Genomic DNA, 18536 nt, shown 5'->3' on the forward strand with positions numbered 1-18536 from the left:
GTCGAGTCGCCACGGGGCTCGGCAGGCGTCACAGTCGGCGGAGTCTACCGGAGCAGGAGAATGGCGTACGAATCGCACGTCCCACCGTCCTCAATGGTCATCGACCGAAAGGGTGAGCCGGGCGCGGCCGGGTGACGGGTCGTCTCGTACCATGTGGGCTTCCGGAGACGACCACGATGGGATAACAGGGGGCGTACAGGGTGGCTTCAGCCCTCCGACGCGGCACGACGGCCACCGTGCTGCTGGCCCTGCTGCTGACCGGCTGCGGCCCGGTCGCCGGGCGGCAGCCCGCGGCCCTACCGGCCGGCTACGACAGCCTGGACGGCGCCCTGAAGGTGTGGCCGGCGCGGGGCAGCCTGACCCGCGACGCCGCCGCGACCGCCGGGATCACCGCCGCCGTCCGCGACTGGCGCTCCCCCGTCGACGACCGCGCCCACCTGTCCTCCTCCGGCATCCTCTACTCGGGGGAGGTCGCCGGGTCGCCGCTCGCCCTGGTCGCCGCCGACGTGCCCGGCGACGCCGCCTCCTGGCTGCTGCAACTCGACCGCGACGGGCGGCGCTGGCGGGTGGCCCACGCCACCGAGTACACCGACCCCGGCTACCTGGTCTACTCCGACGTGCTGCCGGTCCAGCAGCCCACCGGCCGCCGCTACCTGACCTCCGCGCGGGTGGAGCGGCTGCTCGGCCCCGACGGCACGGCGCTCCCCGCGGCCGACGGCATCACCGAGCCGGTCGCCGTGCCCGCCTGCCAGGCCGTGGCGGTGACCGCGACGCTGCGGCCCACCCGCTCGCTGCCGCGCGGCCGGGCCGCCGACCGCGTCCTCGACCTGGGTACGGCCACCCCGGCGCCCCGGTATCCCCTGGTGCGGGACGAGACGGGCTCCGGGAAGCGGGCGCTGACCGGGCTGGACACGTGCGTGCTGGGCGGGGAACGGGGACCGTTCGGGAGCGTGCCGCGGCGGATCGGGGACCGGCAGGCGCCGCGGTCGGCGCCGGAGTCGTGGCCGATGGCGAAGATCGCCGTGCGGTCGCTGGGGTCGATGACGCTGGGTGGCGGCGAGCCGGGCGAGCTGGAACAGCTCACCTGGGAGAGCGCCACCGGAACGATGACGGCGGTGGTCTACCGGCCGGCGGGTGGCGGTGCTCCCGTGGCCTCCCCCGCCGACCGGTCCACGACGCTGCAGGCCTACCACCTGCCGGTGCCGGGGCAGCCGCTCGCGGTGCTGAGCTGGCGGACGCGGGACGCCTCGTTCGCGGCGCCGCCGGGGACGACCCGGCTGGTGGACCGGCCGGGACTCGTGGTCGTGGCGCAGCCGGACCGGAAGCAGACGTTCAGCCTGGCGGGCACCGAGAAGACCTGGTACCGGTCCGTGGGCGGGCGCTGAGCCGCCGGCCCGGCCCTCGTGCCGGCGTCTCCCGCCAGCCGAAGGGCCGACCCGCCGCCGTACGCGCACCGTATTGACACCCTCACCCACCGGGAGAAGATTCCGGGGTGCACCCGGCCGGTCACGGCCGGGGCGTCCCGGAAGGACGGTCGCCATGCACCGGATCAGGTCCACCGGTAAGGCTCGAATCGCCTCGGCGGTGGCGCTGCTCGCGCCGTCGCTCGTGCTCGTGGCCGGGCCGGCGCCCGCGCACGCCGCGGACACCACCACCCGGATCCTCCGGGCCCCGTTGGACCTCTCCGTCGTCCTGCCCTGCGCCAACGGCGGCCTCGGCGAGGTCGTCGACTTCGACGGCACGATCAGCGAGGTCTACCACGTGACCGTCGACGGGACCGGCGGGTTCCACGTGCACAGCATCGAGACCCAGTCGAACGTGCACGGCACCGGCGCGACGACCGGCGACCGGTACGTCAGCACCCGGGTCAACCTCTTCGTCTACAACCAGGGCTCCGGCGGGCTGCCGATCACCTCCACACAGGAGTTGGTGTTCAAGATCGTGGGGCCCGGGCCGGGCAACGACGCCGTGCTCAGGATCACGAACCACACGACCCTCAACGCCGACGGCACCGTGACGGTCGCCTTCGACACCTTCACGGCGGACTGCGAGCCCACCGCACCCTGACGCCCCGTCGTCTGTTGCGGTTTTCGATCCCAGGGCGATCTTGGTAGGAAAGTGCCCCTACCGGGGCGCTTTCCTACCAAGATCCTCACGGTCGTACTTCATCCCACGGACGTCACTAGCTTTTCCGCAATGCCCCAACCCACCGAGGGGGCAGCCACGACGGCGAACGGGCGGCCCTGCATGAAGCAGGACCGCCCGTTCGGCGTCGCAGAGATCAGTTCTTCGCGGTGGCCTCGTCGGCGGCCGGCTCGACGGACTCCGCGTCCAGCCCCGAGATCCACCCGGTGACGTTCCGCGCCACGTCCTGAGCCGTCAGCCCCAGGTCGGCGAGGATCTGCGCCCGTGTCCCGTGCGGGTGCCAGTCCGCCGGCACACCGAGATCCTTCACGGGCACCCGGACGTCCGCGTCCCGCATGGCCTGAGCGAGGGCGGAACCCACGCCCCCCACCCGGACGCCGTCCTCGACGGTCACCACGAGCCGGTGCCCGGCGGCCAGCTCGACAAGCTCGGCCGGCACGGGTCGCACCCAGCGCGGGTCGACCACGGTCACGCCGTACCCCTGCTCGGCGACCCGGGTGGCGACCTCCATGCCGAGGCCGGCGAAGGAGCCGACCGCGACGAGCAGCACGTCGGTACGCGCCGACTCGGCCAGCACGTCGACCGGGCCGACCCGGCGGACGGCCGGCACGTCGGCGGCCACCGTGCCGGTCGGGAAGCGCAGGATGGTCGGGCCGTCGTCGACGGCGATCGCCTCGCGCAGCTCCTCGCGGAGGGTGGCCGAGTCGCGGGGCGCGGCGATCCGCAGGCCGGGTACCACGCCGAACACCGACATGTCCCAGACGCCGTAGTGGCTGGGCCCGTCGGGGCCGGTGATGCCGGCGCGGTCCAGCACGAAGGTGACCGGCAGCTTGTGCATGGCCACGTCGAGCAGGACCTGGTCGAAGGCGCGGTTGAGGAAGGTGGCGTAGACGGCGACGACCGGGTGCAGGCCGCCCATGGCGAGGCCGGCCGCCGAGGTGGCGGCGTGCTGCTCGGCGATGCCCACGTCGTACACCCGGTTGGGGTACTTGCGGGCCAGGGTGGCGATGCCGGTGGGCTCGGCCATGGCGGCGGTGATGCCCACCACGTCGGGACGCTCGTCGGCGATGGTGACCAGCTCGTCGGCGAAGACGTGGGTCCACTTCACCGACGGCGCGGCGAGCAGCTTGCCGGTCTCGATGTCGAACGCGCCGCCCGGCCCGTGCAGGCGGTCGGCCTCGTCCTCCTCGGCAGCGCGGTAGCCGTAGCCCTTGCGGGTGACCGCGTGCACTATCACCGGGCCGCCGAAGTTCTTCGCGGCGCGCAGCGCCGACTCGATCGCGGTGACGTCGTGGCCGTCGACCGGGCCGACGTACTTGATGCCGAGGTCCTCGAACATGGCCTGCGGGGCGACCGCGTCCTTGATGCCCTTCTTGACCGCGTGCAGCACCTCGTACATCGGCTTGCCGACCAGCGGGGTCGAGCCGAGGGCGTCCTTGACGGTGTCGAGCACCTTCTCGTAGCCGGGGTTGAGCCGCAGCGACGACAGGTGGTCGGCGAGGCCGCCGATGGTCGGCGAGTAGGACCGGCCGTTGTCGTTGACCACGATCACGAGCGGGTTGCCGGCGGTGGCGATGTTGTTCAACGCCTCCCAGCACATGCCGCCGGTGAGCGCGCCGTCGCCGACCACGGCCACCACGGCGCGCTTCTCGCCGCGCAGCGCGTACGCCTTGGCGAGGCCGTCGGCGTACGACAGGGCGGTCGAGGCGTGCGAGTTCTCGATGAGGTCGTGCTCGCTCTCCGCCTGGCTCGGGTAGCCGGAGAGGCCACCGCGCTGGCGGAGCTTGTCGAAGCCCTCCTGCCGCCCGGTGACGATCTTGTGTACGTAGGCCTGGTGGCCGGTGTCGAACAGAAGCCGGTCGCGCGGCGAGTCGAAGACCCGGTGCATGGCCAGGGTCAGCTCGACCACGCCCAGGTTGGGGCCGACGTGCCCGCCGGTGCGGGAGACCTTGGCGATCAGGAAGTCCCGGATCTCGGCGGCGAGGATGTCCAGCTGCTCGGCCGTCATCCGCTTCACGTCCTGCGGGCCGCGGACGGTGCCCAGCAGCCGACCGTGGTTGGCCGTGCCCTCTTCAACACTCATGACCGAAGAGTCTATCGGCCACCCGACAGCCCGCAGCGCGGCCGTGGATCTTCCCAGGTCAACCCACCGATCAGGGGGTGACGACCAGCCGGCGGGGCGCCGGGGCCGGGGTGGCGGCGAACGGAGGGCCGGCGGGGGTCCAGGAGCCCAGCACGGCGGCCCGGGACGCCCCGGTGACCGAGGGCAGGGCCCCCGGCAGCCCGTGCCAGGAGAGCCACCCCAGCAGGGCGAACGCGTACGCCTCCTTGGCCTGGGCCGGCACCCCCAGCTCGTCGGTCGTGCGCAGCCGCCAGCGCCCCGCCCCGAGCGCGGCGAGCCGGGCCCGCAGTGTGGGGTTGCGCACTCCCCCGCCGGCGGCGATGACCTCGGTCACCCCGTGCCGGTCGCAGGCGTCGGCGACCGTCCGGGCGGTCAGCTCGGTGAGCGTGGCGAGCACGTCGTCGGCGGCCACCGGCGCGCCCAGGGCGGCCAGCCGGTCGTCCAGGTAGCCGGCGTGGAACAGCTCCTTGCCGGTCGACTTGGGCGGGGACGCGGCGTAGTAGGGCTCCGCGAGCAGCAGCGCCAGCAGCCCCTCGTGCACCCGGCCGGCCGCCGCCCGGGCCCCGTCGGTGTCGCAGGGGCGGTCCAGGAAGCGCCGGGCCGCGGCGTCCAGGAGGGCGTTCGCCGGGCCCACGTCGTACCCGAGGACCGGCGCCCCGGGGGCGACCACGGTGAGGTTGGCGATCCCACCCAGGTTGAGCGCCGCCCGCGGCCCGGCGGCCGCGTCGAGCAGCAGGGCGTCGAACGCCGGGACCAGCGGGGCACCCTGGCCGCCGGCCGCCACGTCCGCCGACCGCAGGTCGTGCAACACGGGTACGCCCACCCGGGCGGCCACCCGGGCCGGCGCGCCGAGCTGGAGGGTGCCCCGCACCCGGCCCGCCTCGACCCAGTGGAAGACCGTCTGCCCGGGCGAGACCACCGCGTCGACCACGCCCCCGGCCAGCTCGACGCCGGCCGCCGCCGCCTCGGCGAAGACCTCGCCGAGGCGGTTGTCCAGCCGGCAGACCGCCTCGATGGTGGTGGCCGCCGGGGGCAGCAGCGCGCCGATCTCGGCCCGCAGGTCGTCGGGGTAGTCCAGGCTCCGGTGCCCGAGGGGCCGCAGGGTCAGCGTCTCCCCGTCCCGGCCGAACTCGGCCGCCACCACGTCCACCCCGTCGTACGAGGTCCCCGACATCAGCCCGACGATCTTCACCGGGCCAGGCTAGTCAGTCCCGACGGCTCCAGGTCGCGGCGCGGTGTCAGACGCGCCGAGCTGGAGTCGTCGAAGGTGGCAGGAACAGGCCGACCAGCTCGACGTGCTGGGTCATCGGGAACAGGTCGAAGCCGCGCAGGGCGGCGAGCCGCCAGCCGGCCCCGGTGAACGTGCGCACGTCCCGGGCGAAGGCCGCCGGGTCGCACGCCACGTACGCGACCGCGCGCGGCCGGGCCGCGACGATGTCCCGCACCACCGGGGCGCCCGCGCCGGAGCGCGGCGGGTCGAGCACCACGAGGTCGACCGGCCCGGTGACCCGGCGGCGGGCCAGCGCGGTCTCCACGCGGGCGGCGACGACCTCGACCCGGGGCAGGTCGGCCAGGTTGGCACGGGCCGCGTCCACCCCGCTCTGGCTCGACTCGACAAGGGTGACCCGGGCGTCGCCGACCCGGCCGGCGAGGGCCGCGGCGAACAGCCCGGCGCCGCCGTAGAGGTCCCAGGCCGTCTCGCCGGGGCGCGGGTCGAGCAGGTCGAGCACCGCGCCGACCAGGGCGTCCGCGGCGGCCGGGTGCACCTGCCAGAAGCCGGACGCGGGCAGCGTCCAGTCCCGGCCGGCGGCCACCTCGCGGACCTCGGCCGGGCCGCTCACCGGGGTGGGTACCCCCTCGGCGTACGCGACGACGCTGACGTCGCCGCCCGTGGAGGCGACCGTCTCGACGGCGTCGGCGTCCGGCCAGCGGGCCCCGCTGGATGCCAGCACCGGCAGCTCCTGGAGGGCCGGGTGGGCGATCAGGCAGCGATCGATCGGCACCACCTCGTGCGAGCGGTGCTTGAGCAGCCCGGCCCGGCCGGCGGCGTCGACCGCGTAGCGGACCCGGGAGCGCCAGCCGAGCGGGCCGCCGGGCAGCGCCTCGACCCGGACGCCCAGCGCGTCGACCTGGTCGTCGGTGAGCCCGCCCAGGCGGGTGAGCTGCTCGCGCACCACGGCGAGCTTCCAGTCGAGCTGGGCGGCCGGGGTGACGTGCTGGAGGTCGCAGCCGCCGCACCGGCCCGGCTTCGCGTACGGGCAGGGTTGCTCGACCCGGTCCGGTGAGGGGGTGAGGATCTCCACGGCGTCGGCGCGGGCGAAGCCCCGGTGCAGCTCGGTCACCTCGGCCACCACCCGCTCACCGGGGAGCGCGTGCCGGACGAAGACCACCTGACCGTCGACGCGGGCCACGCAGTGCCCGCCCGGGGCGACCGCGTCCACGGTCAGCTCGACCCGCTGCGCCTCCTCCAGCCCGCTGCGGGCGGGCGCGGTCACGGGCGCTCCCCCGCACCGGTCTCGCCGGGCGGCGCGGACACCACCGGCGGGACGGTGGGCGGCAGGGTGCTGCGCGGGGCGACCCGGGGGCCGCGCGCCGGGCCACGGGTGAGCGTGGCGTCCAGCCGGTCCAGGTTCTTGCTGGCGGTCGAGGCGAGCTGCCAGGGCACGCTGGTGACCATCACGCCCGGTTCGAAGAGCAGGCGGCCCTTGAGCCGCAGCGCGCTCTGGTTGTGCAGCAGGTTCTCCCACCAGCGGCCCACCACGTACTCCGGGATGAAGACGGTGACCACGTCGCGGGGCGACTCCCGGCGGGTCGACGCGACGAAGTTGAGGATCGGCCGGGTGATCTCCCGGTACGGGGAGTCGATCACGGTCAGCGGGACCGGCAGCTCCCGCCGCTCCCAGTCGGCCTGGAGGTCCCGGGTGTCCTTGTCGTCCACGTTCACCGTCACGGCGGTGAGCGTGTCCGGCCGGGTGGCCCGCGCGTACGCGATGGCCCGCAGGGTGGGCTGGTGCAGCTTGCTGACCAGCACGATGGCGTGGTTGCGGGCGGGCAGCACGGCGCGCTGCTCGGTGGGCTCCAGCTCGGCGGCGATCCGGTCGTAGTGCCGGCGGATGGCCAGCATGAGCAGGTAGATCATGGCCATGGCGGCGATGGCGATCCAGGCGCCGAGCAGGAACTTGGTGAGCAGCACGATGACCAGCACGACGCCGGTCATCGCCATGCCGAACGCGTTGATGGCGCGGGAGCGGACCATCCGCCGCCGCGCCTCCGGGTCGCGCTCGGTGCGCAGGTGCCGGTTCCAGTGCCGGATCATGCCGGCCTGGGACAGGGTGAACGAGACGAACACCCCGACGATGTAGAGCTGGATGAGCCGGGTCACCTCGGCCTGGAAGCCGATGATCAGCACCACGGCGGCGACGGCCAGGAAGACGATCCCGTTGGAGAAGGCCAGCCGGTCGCCACGGGTGTGCAGCTGGCGGGGCAGGTAGCGGTCCTGCGCCAGGATCGAGCCGAGCACCGGGAAGCCGTTGAAGGCGGTGTTCGCGGCCAGGAACAGGATCAGCGCGGTCATGCCGGCCACCACGTAGAGCAGCACCGAGCCGTCGCCGAAGACGGTCTGGCCGAGCTGGGTGGTGACGGTCTTCTGCACGTAGCCGTCCGGCCCGGAGACGATCTGCGCCGGGTCCTCGACGAACTGGAGGCGGGTCAGCTTGGCCAGCCAGATGATGCCGACCAGCATGCTGACCGCGATGGTGCCGAGCAGCAGGAGGGTGGTCGCCGCGTTCTTCGACTTGGGGGTCTTGAACGCGGGCACGCCGTTGGAGATCGCCTCGACACCGGTGAGCGCCGCGCAGCCGGAGGAGAAGGTGCGCAACAACAGGAAGATCAACGCGAAGCCGGTCACGCTGTGCTCGGCGTGGATCTCCAGGCCGGCGCTCGGTGCCCGCAGGTCCTGTCCGAGGATGAAGATCCGGACCAGCCCGGTCAGCAACATGCCGCCGATGACGATCACGAAGCCGTAGGTGGGGATGGCGAAGGCGGTGCCCGACTCGCGCAGGCCGCGCAGGTTCATGGCGGTCAGCAGCACCACGGCGCTGACCGCGATGAGCACCTTGTGGGTGGCGACGAACGGCACCACCGAGCCGAGGTTCGCGACGCCCGAGGAGACCGACACCGCCACGGTCAGCACGTAGTCGACCAGCAGCGCGCTGGCCACCGCGAGCCCGGCCCGCGGCCCCAGGTTGACCGTCGCCACCTCGTAGTCACCGCCGCCGGAGGGGTAGGCGTGCACGTTCTGCCGGTAGCTGGCCACCACGGTGAGCATCACCACGACGACCGCGAGCGCGATCCACGGCGAGAAGAAGAACGCCGACGCGCCCGCGATGGACAGCGTCAGCAGGATCTCGTCGGGGGCGTAGGCGACGCTGGAGAGCGCGTCGGAGGCGAAGACCGGCAGCGCGATGCGCTTCGGCAGGAGGGTGTGCTGGAGACGGTCGGACCGGAACGGTCGACCGAGGAGGAGTCGCTTCAGCAGCGAGGTGGGTCTGGCCACAAGCGCCAAGAGTACGACCACGCCCGGTCGGGCGGTGGGGGTGCCTGATCGCCCCGCGCGGGCCAGCGCGGTACGGTCGGTCCCCCGCCGGGCGCGGGGACGTGGCAGGCTCGCAATTGACGGGCCAGCGTGCGGCACCGTGGGAGGAGCGGACACCGTGCATGTCGTGATCATGGGCTGCGGCCGGGTCGGGTCGACCCTGGCGCAAAGCCTGGAGTCCCGGGGGCACTCGGTGGCGGTGATCGACCAGGACGCGGACGCGTTCCGCCGCCTCGGGCCGGACTTCGCCGGCATCACGGTCACCGGCGCCGGCTTCGACGGCGAGGTGCTGCGGCAGGCCGGCATCGAGCGCGCCGACGCGTTCGCCGCGGTCTCCAGCGGCGACAACTCCAACATCATCTCGGCCCGGCTGGCCCGGGAGACCTTCGGCGTGTCCCGGGTGGCCGCGCGCATCTACGACCAGCGCCGCGCCCAGGTCTACGAGCGCCTCGGCATCCCCACCGTGGCCACCGTGCGGTGGACGGCCGAGCGGATGCTGCGCCACCTGGTCCCCGAGGGCAACGTCGAGATGTTCCGCGACCCCACCAGCACCGTGTCGATCATCGAGGTGCCGGTGCACAAGGACTGGATCGGCCGGTCGCTGCGGCAGCTCGAGGAGGCCACCGGAGCCCGGGTGGCCTACCTGATCCGGTTCGGGATCGGCACGCTGCCCACCGCCTCCACCGTAGTGCAGGAGGGCGACCAGGTCTTCATGCTGGTGACCGACGACATCGCCGCCTCGGTCACCTCGGTGGCGGCGGCGCCGCCCGAAGGGGGGCAGTGAGCATGCGCATCGCCATCGCCGGCGCCGGCAACGTGGGCCGGTCGATCGCCCAGGAGCTGATCGACAACGGCCACCAGGTGATGCTGATCGAGCGGCAGCCCAAGATGCTCCGCCCCGACCGGGTGCCGGCCGCCGACTGGGTGCTCGCCGACGCCTGCGAGCTGGCCAGCCTGGAGGAGGCCAACCTGGCCGGCTGCGAGGTGGTCGTGGCCGCCACGGGCGACGACAAGGTCAACCTCGTGGTGTCCCTCCTGGCCAAGACCGAGTTCGCGGTGCCCCGCGTGGTGGCCCGGGTCAACCGGGCCGAGAACGAGTGGCTCTTCACCGAGCAGTGGGGCGTCGACGTCGCGGTGAGCAAGCCGCGGGTGATGGCCGCGCTGGTCGAGGAGGCGGTCACCGTCGGCGACCTGGTCCGGCTCATGACCTTCCGGCAGGGCGAGGCGAACCTGGTCGAGATCACCCTGCCGCCCACGGCGCCCTACGTCGGGCAGCCCATCCACGCGGTGCCGATCCCCCGGGACGCGGCGCTGGTGGCGATCCTGCGCGGCAAGCGGGTGCTGGTGCCCAGCCCGGACGACCCCATCGAGGCCGGCGACGAGCTGATCTTCGTGTGCACGGCCGCCGTGGAGAACGAGGTCCGGGCGGTGATCCTCGGCCCGGACAGCGTCGACCGCAAGCGGGAGCGGCCCTGACCGACGGGAGCCGGGGGCTCAGGCCCCCGGCAGCGGTTCCGGCGCGGGCTCCCGGGTCACCCGGCGCACCACCCAGACGGTGATCAGCAGCAGCAGGGCGTACGGCGGGTAGCCCAGGGCGAGCCGGGCCACGCCCAGCGCGGTGTCCTGGTGGGCCAGGTAGAGCCCGGCCTGCACGCCCACCTTGGCCAGCCACACCACCCCCCACAGCACGGTGAGCTGGGTGAAGGTGCGCACCAGCCGCGGGTCGTCCCGCCACTCGGAGCGGCCCTTGGCCACCAGCACCGACCAGATCCAGCCGACCAGCGGCTGCCGGATGGCCGCCGAGAGCAGCAGGGCCAGGCCGTAGCCGATGCCGTAGAGGATGCCGGGCAGGTAGAAGTCGCGCTCGTCGCCGGTGCGCCAGGCGATGGCCGCGCCGATGGCGATGCCGAACAGTCCGTTGACCGCGTGCCGCACCGGCCGGCGCTGGGCCAGCCGCAGCCCGGCGATCAGCAGGGCCACGGCCACCGAGGCGATCACCGCGGGGCGCAGGTCGCCCACCACGTTGGCGATCACGAAGACCACCACGGGGATGCTCGACTCGACCAGACCCCGCCAGCCGCCGAGCTGGTCGGCCATCTGCTCGGCCATGCTGGGCAGCGGCGCGTCCTCCGGGCCGAGTTCCGGCTCGGTGTGCTGTCCGGTCGTCACTTCGGCGACTCCAGCTCGTAGTACGGGTTGTAGATCACCTTGCGGTCGTCCCGTACGGCCACCCGGCCGCGGGCGGTCAGGTGGCGGCCCGGCTCGATCCCGGCGATGTGCCGCCGGCCCAGCCAGACCAGGGTGACCACGTCGCTGCCGTCGTAGAGGTCGGCCTCCAGGGTGGGCAGGTTGGTCCGGGGCGTGTAGACCACCGTGCGCAGCCGCCCGGCCACCGAGACCACCTGGCCACGCATGCACTGGTGGGCCGGCATGCCGCCGGACTGGGCGCTCTCCCGGCGCAGCTCCTGCGCCTCGATCTCGGCCTCGCTCGCGGTGAGCCGTTGCAGGAGCCGCCGCAGCGACACCCGGCTCTCGTCGGTCGTCATGACCTCCGCGTCACCTCTCCACCTCGGCCGGCCCGCGCCGGCGCCCTGGATCGGCCGGCCGCGCCGGCGCGGCCCCGCAGGTGGCGGAACCGTCCCGCCAGCGTACGCCGATCCGGCCCGCCGGCGGGACCGGCGTCGGGGCGTACCGCTGCCGGGTCCGGACACACGACGGGCCCGGCGTCGCCGGCGTCACGCCGACTCGACCGGGCCCGGATCGCGGTGCTCAGACCTCGCGCTGGGGCGCGCCCTCCTGCCCGGCCTGCTGCTCGGCCACCTCGCGGGGCAGCCGCAGCGGCAGCGGCTCACGGACCGGCTTGGCCTCCTGGCCGCGGTCGACGACCAGGCCGTCCAGGCAGGCGGTGAGAGGACCGGCGGCGTCGGGGTTGGTGGCGGCGGCACCCTGGAAGACCCCGCGCACCATCCAGCGCGGCCCGTCGATGCCGACGAAGCGCAGGTCGGTGATGCCGTCCGGGGTGCGGACCCGGGCGCGCAGCTCGGTGCCGTACTCCCCCTCGACCTCCTGGGCGGCGGCGCCGTCGTTGAACAGCGACTGCCGGATCTCCTCGCGCACCTCGTCCCAGATGCCCTCGGAGCGGGGCGCCGCGAAGACGCCGAGCTGGAGGGCGTTCTCGCCGTGCACCAGCACCACCTGCTGGACGACGCCCTGCGGGTCGGCCTGCACCCGCACCTCGACCTCGGGCACCGCCGGGATCTGCAAGCTGCCCAGGTCGAGCCGGGGCGCGTCGGGCGCCTCGGCCAGGTCGTAGGGGCCGCGAGCCGGCGCCTGCGGGGTGTCCTCGGCGTCGAGGACGCCGTTGTCCCGCTCGTCACGCGCGTGCCGCGCGCCCTCGGCCCGCTTACGGGAGAAGATCACTGCGCCCACCCTCCGCTGTTCGCACTCACCCTGCCACCTCTTCCGTCCGCCCGCCCGCCGGAGCCGGGACCAGCCCGGCGTGCCCGCCGGTGGAACCGTGCCCGCCGGTCCCGCGCCGGGACGCGGGCAGCTCGACCACCGGCTGGAACTCGGCCCGGGCGACCCGCTGGACCACGAGCTGCGCGATCCGGTCGCCCCGGCTGATCTTCGCCGGCGTCTCCCGATCATGATTGATCAGGTTGACCAGGATCTCACCCCGGTAGCCGGCGTCGACCGTACCGGGCGCGTTGAGCACCGTCACGCCGAGCCTCGCCGCCAGCCCCGATCGGGGATGCACCAGGCCGACGTACCCCTCGGGCAGCGCGATGGCCACGCCGGTCGGCACCAGGGCCCGCCCGCCGGGCGGCAGCTCCACGTCCGCGGCGGCCACCAGGTCCGCGCCCGCGTCGCCGGGATGGGCGTACGCCGGAAGCGGCAGTTCCGGGTCGAGTTGCCGCACGGGCACGGGTACGACGTCTGTCACGGTCATCCTCTTCCGTCCGGTCCTTGCGGGGTGACCCTGCCATCCTGCCGGTTCCGCGGCCGTCCGCGCGCCGTACCCTCTGCACTGTGCGTCAGTCGTCATCCCCGGCCGCCCCGGTGACCGCCGCTCCGGACTACTCGGAGCGCCTCGGCCTGCCCTGGTGGGCCTGGCCAATCGGCCTGGCCCTCGCCGGGCTGCTCGCCGCCGAGCTGTGGATGGGCGCGACCGGTGTCCGGGCCTGGCTGCCGTTCGTGCTGCTGATCCCGGCGGCGGCGGCCACGCTCTGGTGGCTGGGCCGGATCCGGGTCACGGTGCGGGCCGGGGAGCTGCGGGTCGACGACGCGCACCTGCCGGTGCGGTACGTCGCGGACGCGGTGCCGCTGGACGCGGCCGGCCGGCGCGAGGTGCTCGGCGTCGGCCTGGACCCGCTCGCCTTCGTGGTGCAGCGCCCCTGGGTGGGCGGCGCCGTGCAGGTGGTGCTCGACGACCCCGACGACCCCACCCCGTTCTGGGTGGTCAGCTCCCGGCACCCGGTCGAGCTGGCCGCGGCCCTGGTCGCCGCCCGCGACGCCGCCTGACCCGCCCCGCCGTTCCCCGGTCAGGGGTGCGTGCCGGGCAGGGCGCGGGCCTGGTGGCGGAGGTCCTTGCGGAGCTGGTCGCCGAGGGTGCGGGTGGCCCGCCGGTTGAGGTAGCCGGCCACGGCGGCGCCGGTCAGCAACGGGCCCAGCGTGGTGAGGTTGCGGCCGAAGCGGCGCAGCAGGCTGTCGCGCAGCTCGCGGCGGGCGGCGGTGCCCAGCACCGCGCTGACCCCGACGCCCGGCATCATCGGGTTGACCCCGCGCTGGGTGGCCCAGGACTGCACCAGCGACACGGCCCGCTGGGCGCCGCCGGCCGGCAGCGGCAACCGGTGCACCTCGTGCAGCTCGCCGATCAGCTTCAGCTCGATCGCCACGACGGCGACGGTCTCGGCGGCCAGCAGCACCGGGGCGGAGAGCAGGGTCGGGGTGACGGCCCACTCGACCGCGGCGACGCCGCCGCCGGCCGCGCCGACTCCGGCGGTGGCCCGGGACGCGTTGCGGATCAGCCGGTCGGCGAGGGCCTCGTCGTCCAGGCCGGGGAAGTGCTTCCGGAGCGTGGCCAGGTCGCGGATCGGCACGCGCGGGGCGATCTCGGCGACGGTGTCGGCCATCCAGCGGACCGCGGCCTTCGGCTTGTACAGGTCGGTGATGCCGCGGGCGCGGGCCTGGCCGACCAGCCGGGTGAGCAGCTGCCGGCGGCGGGCCACGGGCAGGTCGTCGGCGGTCAGCGCGGCGACGGTCGCGCCGAGCTGGTCGGCGTCCGCGCCGGGCGGCGTGGACTCGGCGGCGGCGCCCGAGGGGGCCGTCGTGTCGGTCGGCCGGTCGGCGCCGCTGTCGTCGGCGCCCGGCCCGTCAGCCCGCTCGCTGCGCTCGCTCACCCGTCCGCCCTCCTGCTCCGCGCGGCGTCACCCCCGCCGGTACGAGTCAAGCAGCTTCCGGCCACCACCGCACGGCGGCTCGATAAGCGGCGGCCCCGTCGAGGAGGCCGCCGCCGGTGTCTCGGGTCGGGGTCAGACGCACTCGCGGCAGATCAGCTCGCCGTTGCGCTCGACCGCCAGCTGGCTGCGGTGGTGGACCAGGAAGCAGCGGGCGCACCGGAACTCGTCCTGCTGCATCGGTAGCACCTTGACCGTGAGCTCCTCGTCGGCCAGGTCGGCGCCGGGCAGCTCGAAGCTCTCGGCCACCTCGGCCTCGTCGACGTCCACGGCGCCCGACTGTGTGTCGACGCGCCGGGCCTTGAGCTCTTCCAGGCTGTCCTCGCCGAGGTCGACCTCGTCGCGACGCGGGGCGTCGTAGTCGGTGGCCATCGGTTTCACTCTCCCATATCGATATGGTCGCTTCCGGTTGTAACGCCGGACGACGCTGTTTCGGTTCCGCTGGCCAGCCACCAAAAGTGTCGGGCACCCGACCCGACCGTCGTTGGGCCGGGACCGCCAGGAAGGAACTCCCCCAGCGAGCGCGGAACCTTACCCCCCCTTTGGGCGAGGCATGTATACCGCCCTCGTGGCAGAGATGTACGCCCCGGCGCCCGAAGTTGTTCCCAATGTGACTCAGGCGACACGAAGATAGGGGTAGTAGTACCCGTTCCCCCGGTGGCGCGCCGGCATGTCGGACTGTTTCCACGCGACGGCCGGACAAGCGTTAACCTCAGCGGCGTACTCGACGGCCGGCGGGGCGGACCGACCGCCGGCGGTCGCCGCCACCCAATCACGTCCGGGGAGCGCCCAGAATGAGTTTTGCGCGAGTGCGGGCACTCGTTGTCGTCGGACTGCTGGCGGCCATCGCCCTGGTCTTCGTCGTCGTCGCGCTGGTCCGCGACACGCAGAGCAAGGCCGGCACCGCCGCGGACTGCCCCGAGGGCTGGCCGATCGCCGACGTCCGGCTGCGCGAGCAGAAGGACGTCAAGATCAACGTCTACAACGGCACCGACGAGGCCGGGCTGGCCGGCAGCGTCGCGGACGACTTCCGCAACCGCAAGTTCCAGGTCAAGAAGGAGGCCAACGCCCCCAAGGCCGTGGACGGCGTGGCGGTGCTGCGTTACGGCCCCAAGGGTGTCGGCTCCGCGCACCTGCTGCGGGCCTACTTCCTGAACGAGGCCAAGCTGGATCCCGACCTGAAGCGCAAGGACGACACGGTCGACGTGATCCTCGGCAACGGTTTCCAGCAGTTGGCCACCACCACCGAGGTCAACCAGTCCCTGGGCGACCTCGGCTCGCCGCAGGCGCCGACCGGCACCTGCCCGGGCCCGGTGAAGTAGCCGGCCGTTCGGTCGACCCGTCAGCGCGAAAGAGTGGCCTCCCCCGGCGGGGCGGCCACTCTTTCCGTACGAGCGGGCGGGACCGGTCACGGGCCGCCGGAGGCGTCCAGGGCGGCGAGCCGGGTGTGCAGCGGCTCGTAGAGCGCCGGTGGCGCGGCGAGCACCAGGTCCGGACCGGGCGGCCGGCCCGACAGCCCGGTCACCAGCAGCCCGGCCTCCCGCGCGACCAGCCCGCCCGCGGCGAGGTCCCAGGCGGCCAGCCCCTTCTCGTAGTAGGCGTCCACCCGGCCCTCGGCGGCCAGACAGAGGTCGAGCGCGGCGGCGCCCATCCGGCGGATGTCCCGCACCTGCGGGATCAGCTCGGCGACCACCCGGGCCTGGTGCGCCCGGCGGCCGGCGTCGTACCCGAACCCGGTCGCGATCAGCGCCTGCCCGAGGTCGGTCTCGGCGGAGCAGCTCAGCCGCTGCCCGTCCCGCCACGCGCCGCCGCCAGCGGTGGCCGTCCACTCCTCGCCGGTGGCCACGTTGCGCACCACCCCGGCGACGACCTCGCCGGCCACCTCCGCGGCCAGGGACACCGCGCAGTACGGCAGCCCGTAGAGGTAGTTGACGGTCCCGTCGATCGGGTCGACGATCCAGCGCACCCCGTCCTCGGCGGCCGGGCCGGTCTCGCCCGCGCCGTACTCCTCGCCCAGCACGGCGTCGCCGGGGCGCCGCGCCCGCAGCGCCTCCAGCACCTGGCGCTCCACGGCCCGGTCGGCGGCGGTGACCACGTCGGTGACCGTGCTCTTGGTCGCGGCGACCGAGACCCCCTCGGCCCGCATCCGGTGCGCGGTGGCCGCGGCGTCCCGCGCCACCTCGACGGCGATCGTGAGCAATTCCTGCGGCGTGGGTGCCGAGGCGATCATGTTCGTCCCCTTCCGGCACGACGCGGACCTGCCGCTTCGTGCGCGGGTATCATCCTTACAAAGTCCACAACTGCGCCTGATCGGTGGTCCGTACGGCCGGTCCGCCGTGCGGCGCAGGATGATCGCGGCAGACGGCGTTACAATTCACCCTGCCCACGCGCCACGGACCGCCACCGACCGGCCGGCCCGGGACACGGGGGTCCCTCAACGACATCGCCCGACACCGCGTTCCTTGCGTGCCGGACGACCCGGCCGTGCTCGCTCTTCGCCTCCGGAAGGTCATTCGTGACAGAACCCCGCCAGCCCGGCGCCGACGTTCGCTCGCTCACCGACACCCTGATCGCCCACGCGCAGAGCGCCGGCGGCCAGCTCACGTCGGCCCAGCTCGCGCGCACCGTCGAGTCCGCTGAGGTGACCCCGGCTCAGGCCAAGAAGATCCTCCGTGCGCTCTCCGAGGCGGGCGTGACGGTGGTCGTGGACGGCTCCGCGAGCACCCGCCGCCGGGTGGCCGCCGCCCGGTCCGCCACGCCGGCCTCCCGGGCCACCACCGCCAAGACCACCAAGAAGGCCGCCGCGCCCGCCCCGAAGCAGGCCCCGGCCGCCGAGGAGTCCCCGGCCCCGGCCCCGCGGAAGGCGACGGCCCGCAAGGCCGCCGGCGCCACCGCCGCCGGCACCACCGCCGAGGTGGCCGCCAAGGCCGCCGCCCCGGCGAAGGCCACCAAGAGCACCCGCGCCACCAAGGCCACCGTGGCCGCCAAGAGCGCGGCGGCGAAGCCGGCCAAGGACGGCGCGAAGGGCGAGGGCGCCGACGGCGAGATCTCCCCGGAGGAACTGGCCGCCGAGATCGAGGATGTGGTGGTCGAGGAGCCGGCCGAGCTGGCCCAGGCCGCCGAGGCCGACGCGGCCAGCTCCGCCACCGACAATGACTTCGAGTGGGACGACGAGGAGTCCGAGGCGCTGAAGCAGGCGCGCCGGGACGCCGAGCTGACCGCCTCCGCCGACTCCGTGCGGGCGTACCTGAAGCAGATCGGCAAGGTGCCGCTGCTCAACGCCGAGCAGGAGGTCGAGCTCGCCAAGCGGATCGAGGCCGGCCTCTACGCCGCCGAGCGGCTGCGCGCCGCCGACGAGGGCGAGGAGAAGCTCACCCGCGACATGCAGCGCGACCTGATGTGGATCTCCCGGGACGGCGAGCGGGCCAAGAACCACCTGCTGGAGGCCAACCTCCGGCTGGTCGTCTCGCTGGCCAAGCGCTACACGGGTCGCGGGATGGCCTTCCTCGACCTCATCCAGGAGGGCAACCTCGGCCTGATCCGGGCGGTCGAGAAGTTCGACTACACCAAGGGCTACAAGTTCTCCACCTACGCCACCTGGTGGATCCGCCAGGCCATCACCCGCGCCATGGCCGACCAGGCCCGCACCATCCGCATCCCGGTGCACATGGTCGAGGTGATCAACAAGCTTGGTCGGATCCAGCGCGAGCTGCTCCAGGACCTGGGCCGCGAGCCCACCCCGGAGGAGCTGGCGAAGGAGATGGACATCACACCGGAGAAGGTGCTGGAGATCCAGCAGTACGCCCGGGAGCCCATCTCGCTCGACCAGACCATCGGTGACGAGGGTGACAGCCAGCTCGGCGACTTCATCGAGGACTCCGAGGCGGTCGTCGCGGTCGACGCGGTGTCGTTCTCGCTGCTGCAGGACCAGCTCCAGCAGGTCCTCCAGACGCTGTCCGAGCGCGAGGCGGGCGTGGTACGCCTGCGCTTCGGCCTCACCGACGGCCAGCCGCGCACCCTGGACGAGATCGGCCAGGTGTACGGCGTGACCCGGGAGCGCATCCGGCAGATCGAATCCAAGACGATGTCCAAGTTGCGGCACCCCTCGCGTTCCCAGGTGCTCCGCGACTACCTGGACTGACCGGCACGCGTCAACCAGACGTGTCGGTTTGATCACCAGCCGTAGAACACTCTCCGGTGACCTGACGGTTGCCTGTTT

At 73.8% G+C, this 18536-nt stretch carries 18 protein-coding genes; 7 read left to right on the forward strand and 11 right to left on the reverse strand.

Going from position 1 to position 18536, the window contains the following annotated elements; genetic code table 11:
- The first annotated feature begins 200 nt into the window (after window positions 1-200).
- On the forward strand, window positions 201-1385 hold the full coding sequence (locus NFX44_RS16845; protein ID WP_262284495.1) for a hypothetical protein: 1185 nt from the start codon (window positions 201-203) through the stop codon (window positions 1383-1385).
- 154 nt (window positions 1386-1539) lie between these two features.
- Window positions 1540-2067 (forward strand): hypothetical protein, encoded by a 528-nt coding sequence (locus NFX44_RS16850; RefSeq protein ID WP_262284496.1) that lies wholly within the window; start codon window positions 1540-1542, stop codon window positions 2065-2067.
- A gap of 214 nt (window positions 2068-2281) precedes the next feature.
- Here NFX44_RS16850 and dxs read toward each other — a convergent pair whose 3' ends face one another.
- The 4 genes from dxs to NFX44_RS16870 all read right to left on the reverse strand — a co-directional run bounded on the left by dxs (window position 2282) and on the right by NFX44_RS16870 (window position 8822).
- Window positions 2282-4228 carry a 1-deoxy-D-xylulose-5-phosphate synthase gene (dxs, locus tag NFX44_RS16855; RefSeq protein ID WP_262284497.1) on the reverse strand — a complete coding sequence of 649 codons (1947 nt, stop codon included), beginning with the start codon at window positions 4226-4228 and terminating at the stop codon, window positions 2282-2284.
- A 70-nt stretch (window positions 4229-4298) separates the two neighbouring features.
- Complete coding sequence (locus NFX44_RS16860; RefSeq protein WP_262284498.1) at window positions 4299-5459, reverse strand: anhydro-N-acetylmuramic acid kinase; 1161 nt, start codon at window positions 5457-5459, stop codon at window positions 4299-4301.
- A 46-nt stretch (window positions 5460-5505) separates the two neighbouring features.
- Entirely contained in the window at window positions 5506-6762 is a 1257-nt protein-coding gene (locus NFX44_RS16865; RefSeq protein ID WP_262284499.1) for a class I SAM-dependent RNA methyltransferase, read from the reverse strand.
- Window positions 6759-8822 carry an APC family permease gene (locus NFX44_RS16870; protein WP_262284500.1) on the reverse strand — a complete coding sequence of 688 codons (2064 nt, stop codon included), beginning with the start codon at window positions 8820-8822 and terminating at the stop codon, window positions 6759-6761. The genes NFX44_RS16865 and NFX44_RS16870 overlap by 4 nt, the downstream gene beginning before the upstream one ends.
- A 157-nt stretch (window positions 8823-8979) precedes the next feature.
- Between NFX44_RS16870 and NFX44_RS16875 the strand changes: the two genes are divergently transcribed.
- Entirely contained in the window at window positions 8980-9645 is a 666-nt protein-coding gene (locus NFX44_RS16875) for a TrkA family potassium uptake protein (RefSeq protein WP_262284501.1), read from the forward strand.
- A 2-nt stretch (window positions 9646-9647) separates the two neighbouring features.
- On the forward strand, window positions 9648-10337 hold the full coding sequence (locus tag NFX44_RS16880; RefSeq protein ID WP_262284588.1) for a TrkA family potassium uptake protein: 690 nt from the start codon (window positions 9648-9650) through the stop codon (window positions 10335-10337).
- Between the two features lie 18 nt (window positions 10338-10355).
- On the opposite strand, the gene NFX44_RS16885 is transcribed toward NFX44_RS16880, so the two are convergent.
- From NFX44_RS16885 to dut, 4 genes are all read right to left on the reverse strand, one after another.
- Entirely contained in the window at window positions 10356-10970 is a 615-nt protein-coding gene (locus tag NFX44_RS16885; RefSeq protein WP_262284589.1) for a DUF3159 domain-containing protein, read from the reverse strand.
- Window positions 10971-11026: 56 nt separating this feature from the next.
- Complete coding sequence (locus tag NFX44_RS16890; RefSeq protein WP_262284502.1) at window positions 11027-11407, reverse strand: OB-fold nucleic acid binding domain-containing protein; 381 nt, start codon at window positions 11405-11407, stop codon at window positions 11027-11029.
- Window positions 11408-11630: 223 nt separating this feature from the next.
- A complete protein-coding gene (locus tag NFX44_RS16895; RefSeq protein ID WP_262284503.1) occupies window positions 11631-12281 on the reverse strand; it encodes a DUF3710 domain-containing protein in 651 nt (216 codons plus the stop codon).
- A 25-nt stretch (window positions 12282-12306) separates the two neighbouring features.
- Window positions 12307-12804 carry a dUTP diphosphatase gene (gene dut / locus NFX44_RS16900; RefSeq protein ID WP_208602929.1) on the reverse strand — a complete coding sequence of 166 codons (498 nt, stop codon included), beginning with the start codon at window positions 12802-12804 and terminating at the stop codon, window positions 12307-12309.
- 86 nt (window positions 12805-12890) lie between these two features.
- On the opposite strand from dut, the gene NFX44_RS16905 reads away from it, so the two are divergent.
- Complete coding sequence (locus NFX44_RS16905) at window positions 12891-13382, forward strand: DUF3093 domain-containing protein (RefSeq protein WP_262284504.1); 492 nt, start codon at window positions 12891-12893, stop codon at window positions 13380-13382.
- A 20-nt stretch (window positions 13383-13402) separates the two neighbouring features.
- Here NFX44_RS16905 and NFX44_RS16910 read toward each other — a convergent pair whose 3' ends face one another.
- Together NFX44_RS16910 and NFX44_RS16915 are read right to left on the reverse strand one after the other, a co-directional pair.
- A complete protein-coding gene (locus tag NFX44_RS16910) occupies window positions 13403-14260 on the reverse strand; it encodes a hypothetical protein (protein ID WP_262284505.1) in 858 nt (285 codons plus the stop codon).
- Window positions 14261-14392: 132 nt separating this feature from the next.
- Window positions 14393-14689, reverse strand: a complete 297-nt coding sequence (locus tag NFX44_RS16915) for a DUF4193 domain-containing protein (RefSeq protein ID WP_091269374.1) — start codon at window positions 14687-14689, stop codon at window positions 14393-14395.
- Window positions 14690-15126: 437 nt separating this feature from the next.
- Between NFX44_RS16915 and NFX44_RS16920 the strand changes: the two genes are divergently transcribed.
- Window positions 15127-15639 carry a LytR C-terminal domain-containing protein gene (locus tag NFX44_RS16920; protein ID WP_262284590.1) on the forward strand — a complete coding sequence of 171 codons (513 nt, stop codon included), beginning with the start codon at window positions 15127-15129 and terminating at the stop codon, window positions 15637-15639.
- An 86-nt stretch (window positions 15640-15725) separates the two neighbouring features.
- Here NFX44_RS16920 and NFX44_RS16925 read toward each other — a convergent pair whose 3' ends face one another.
- Window positions 15726-16547: an inositol monophosphatase family protein gene (locus NFX44_RS16925; protein ID WP_262284506.1), complete on the reverse strand. Its 822-nt coding sequence runs from the start codon at window positions 16545-16547 to the stop codon at window positions 15726-15728.
- A 285-nt stretch (window positions 16548-16832) separates the two neighbouring features.
- Between NFX44_RS16925 and NFX44_RS16930 the strand changes: the two genes are divergently transcribed.
- Window positions 16833-18458 (forward strand): RNA polymerase sigma factor, encoded by a 1626-nt coding sequence (locus tag NFX44_RS16930; protein WP_262284507.1) that lies wholly within the window; start codon window positions 16833-16835, stop codon window positions 18456-18458.
- Window positions 18459-18536 lie beyond the last annotated feature (78 nt).

The organism is Micromonospora sp. MA102, assembly GCF_025460765.1.
Lineage (GTDB): Bacteria > Actinomycetota > Actinomycetes > Mycobacteriales > Micromonosporaceae > Micromonospora > Micromonospora halotolerans.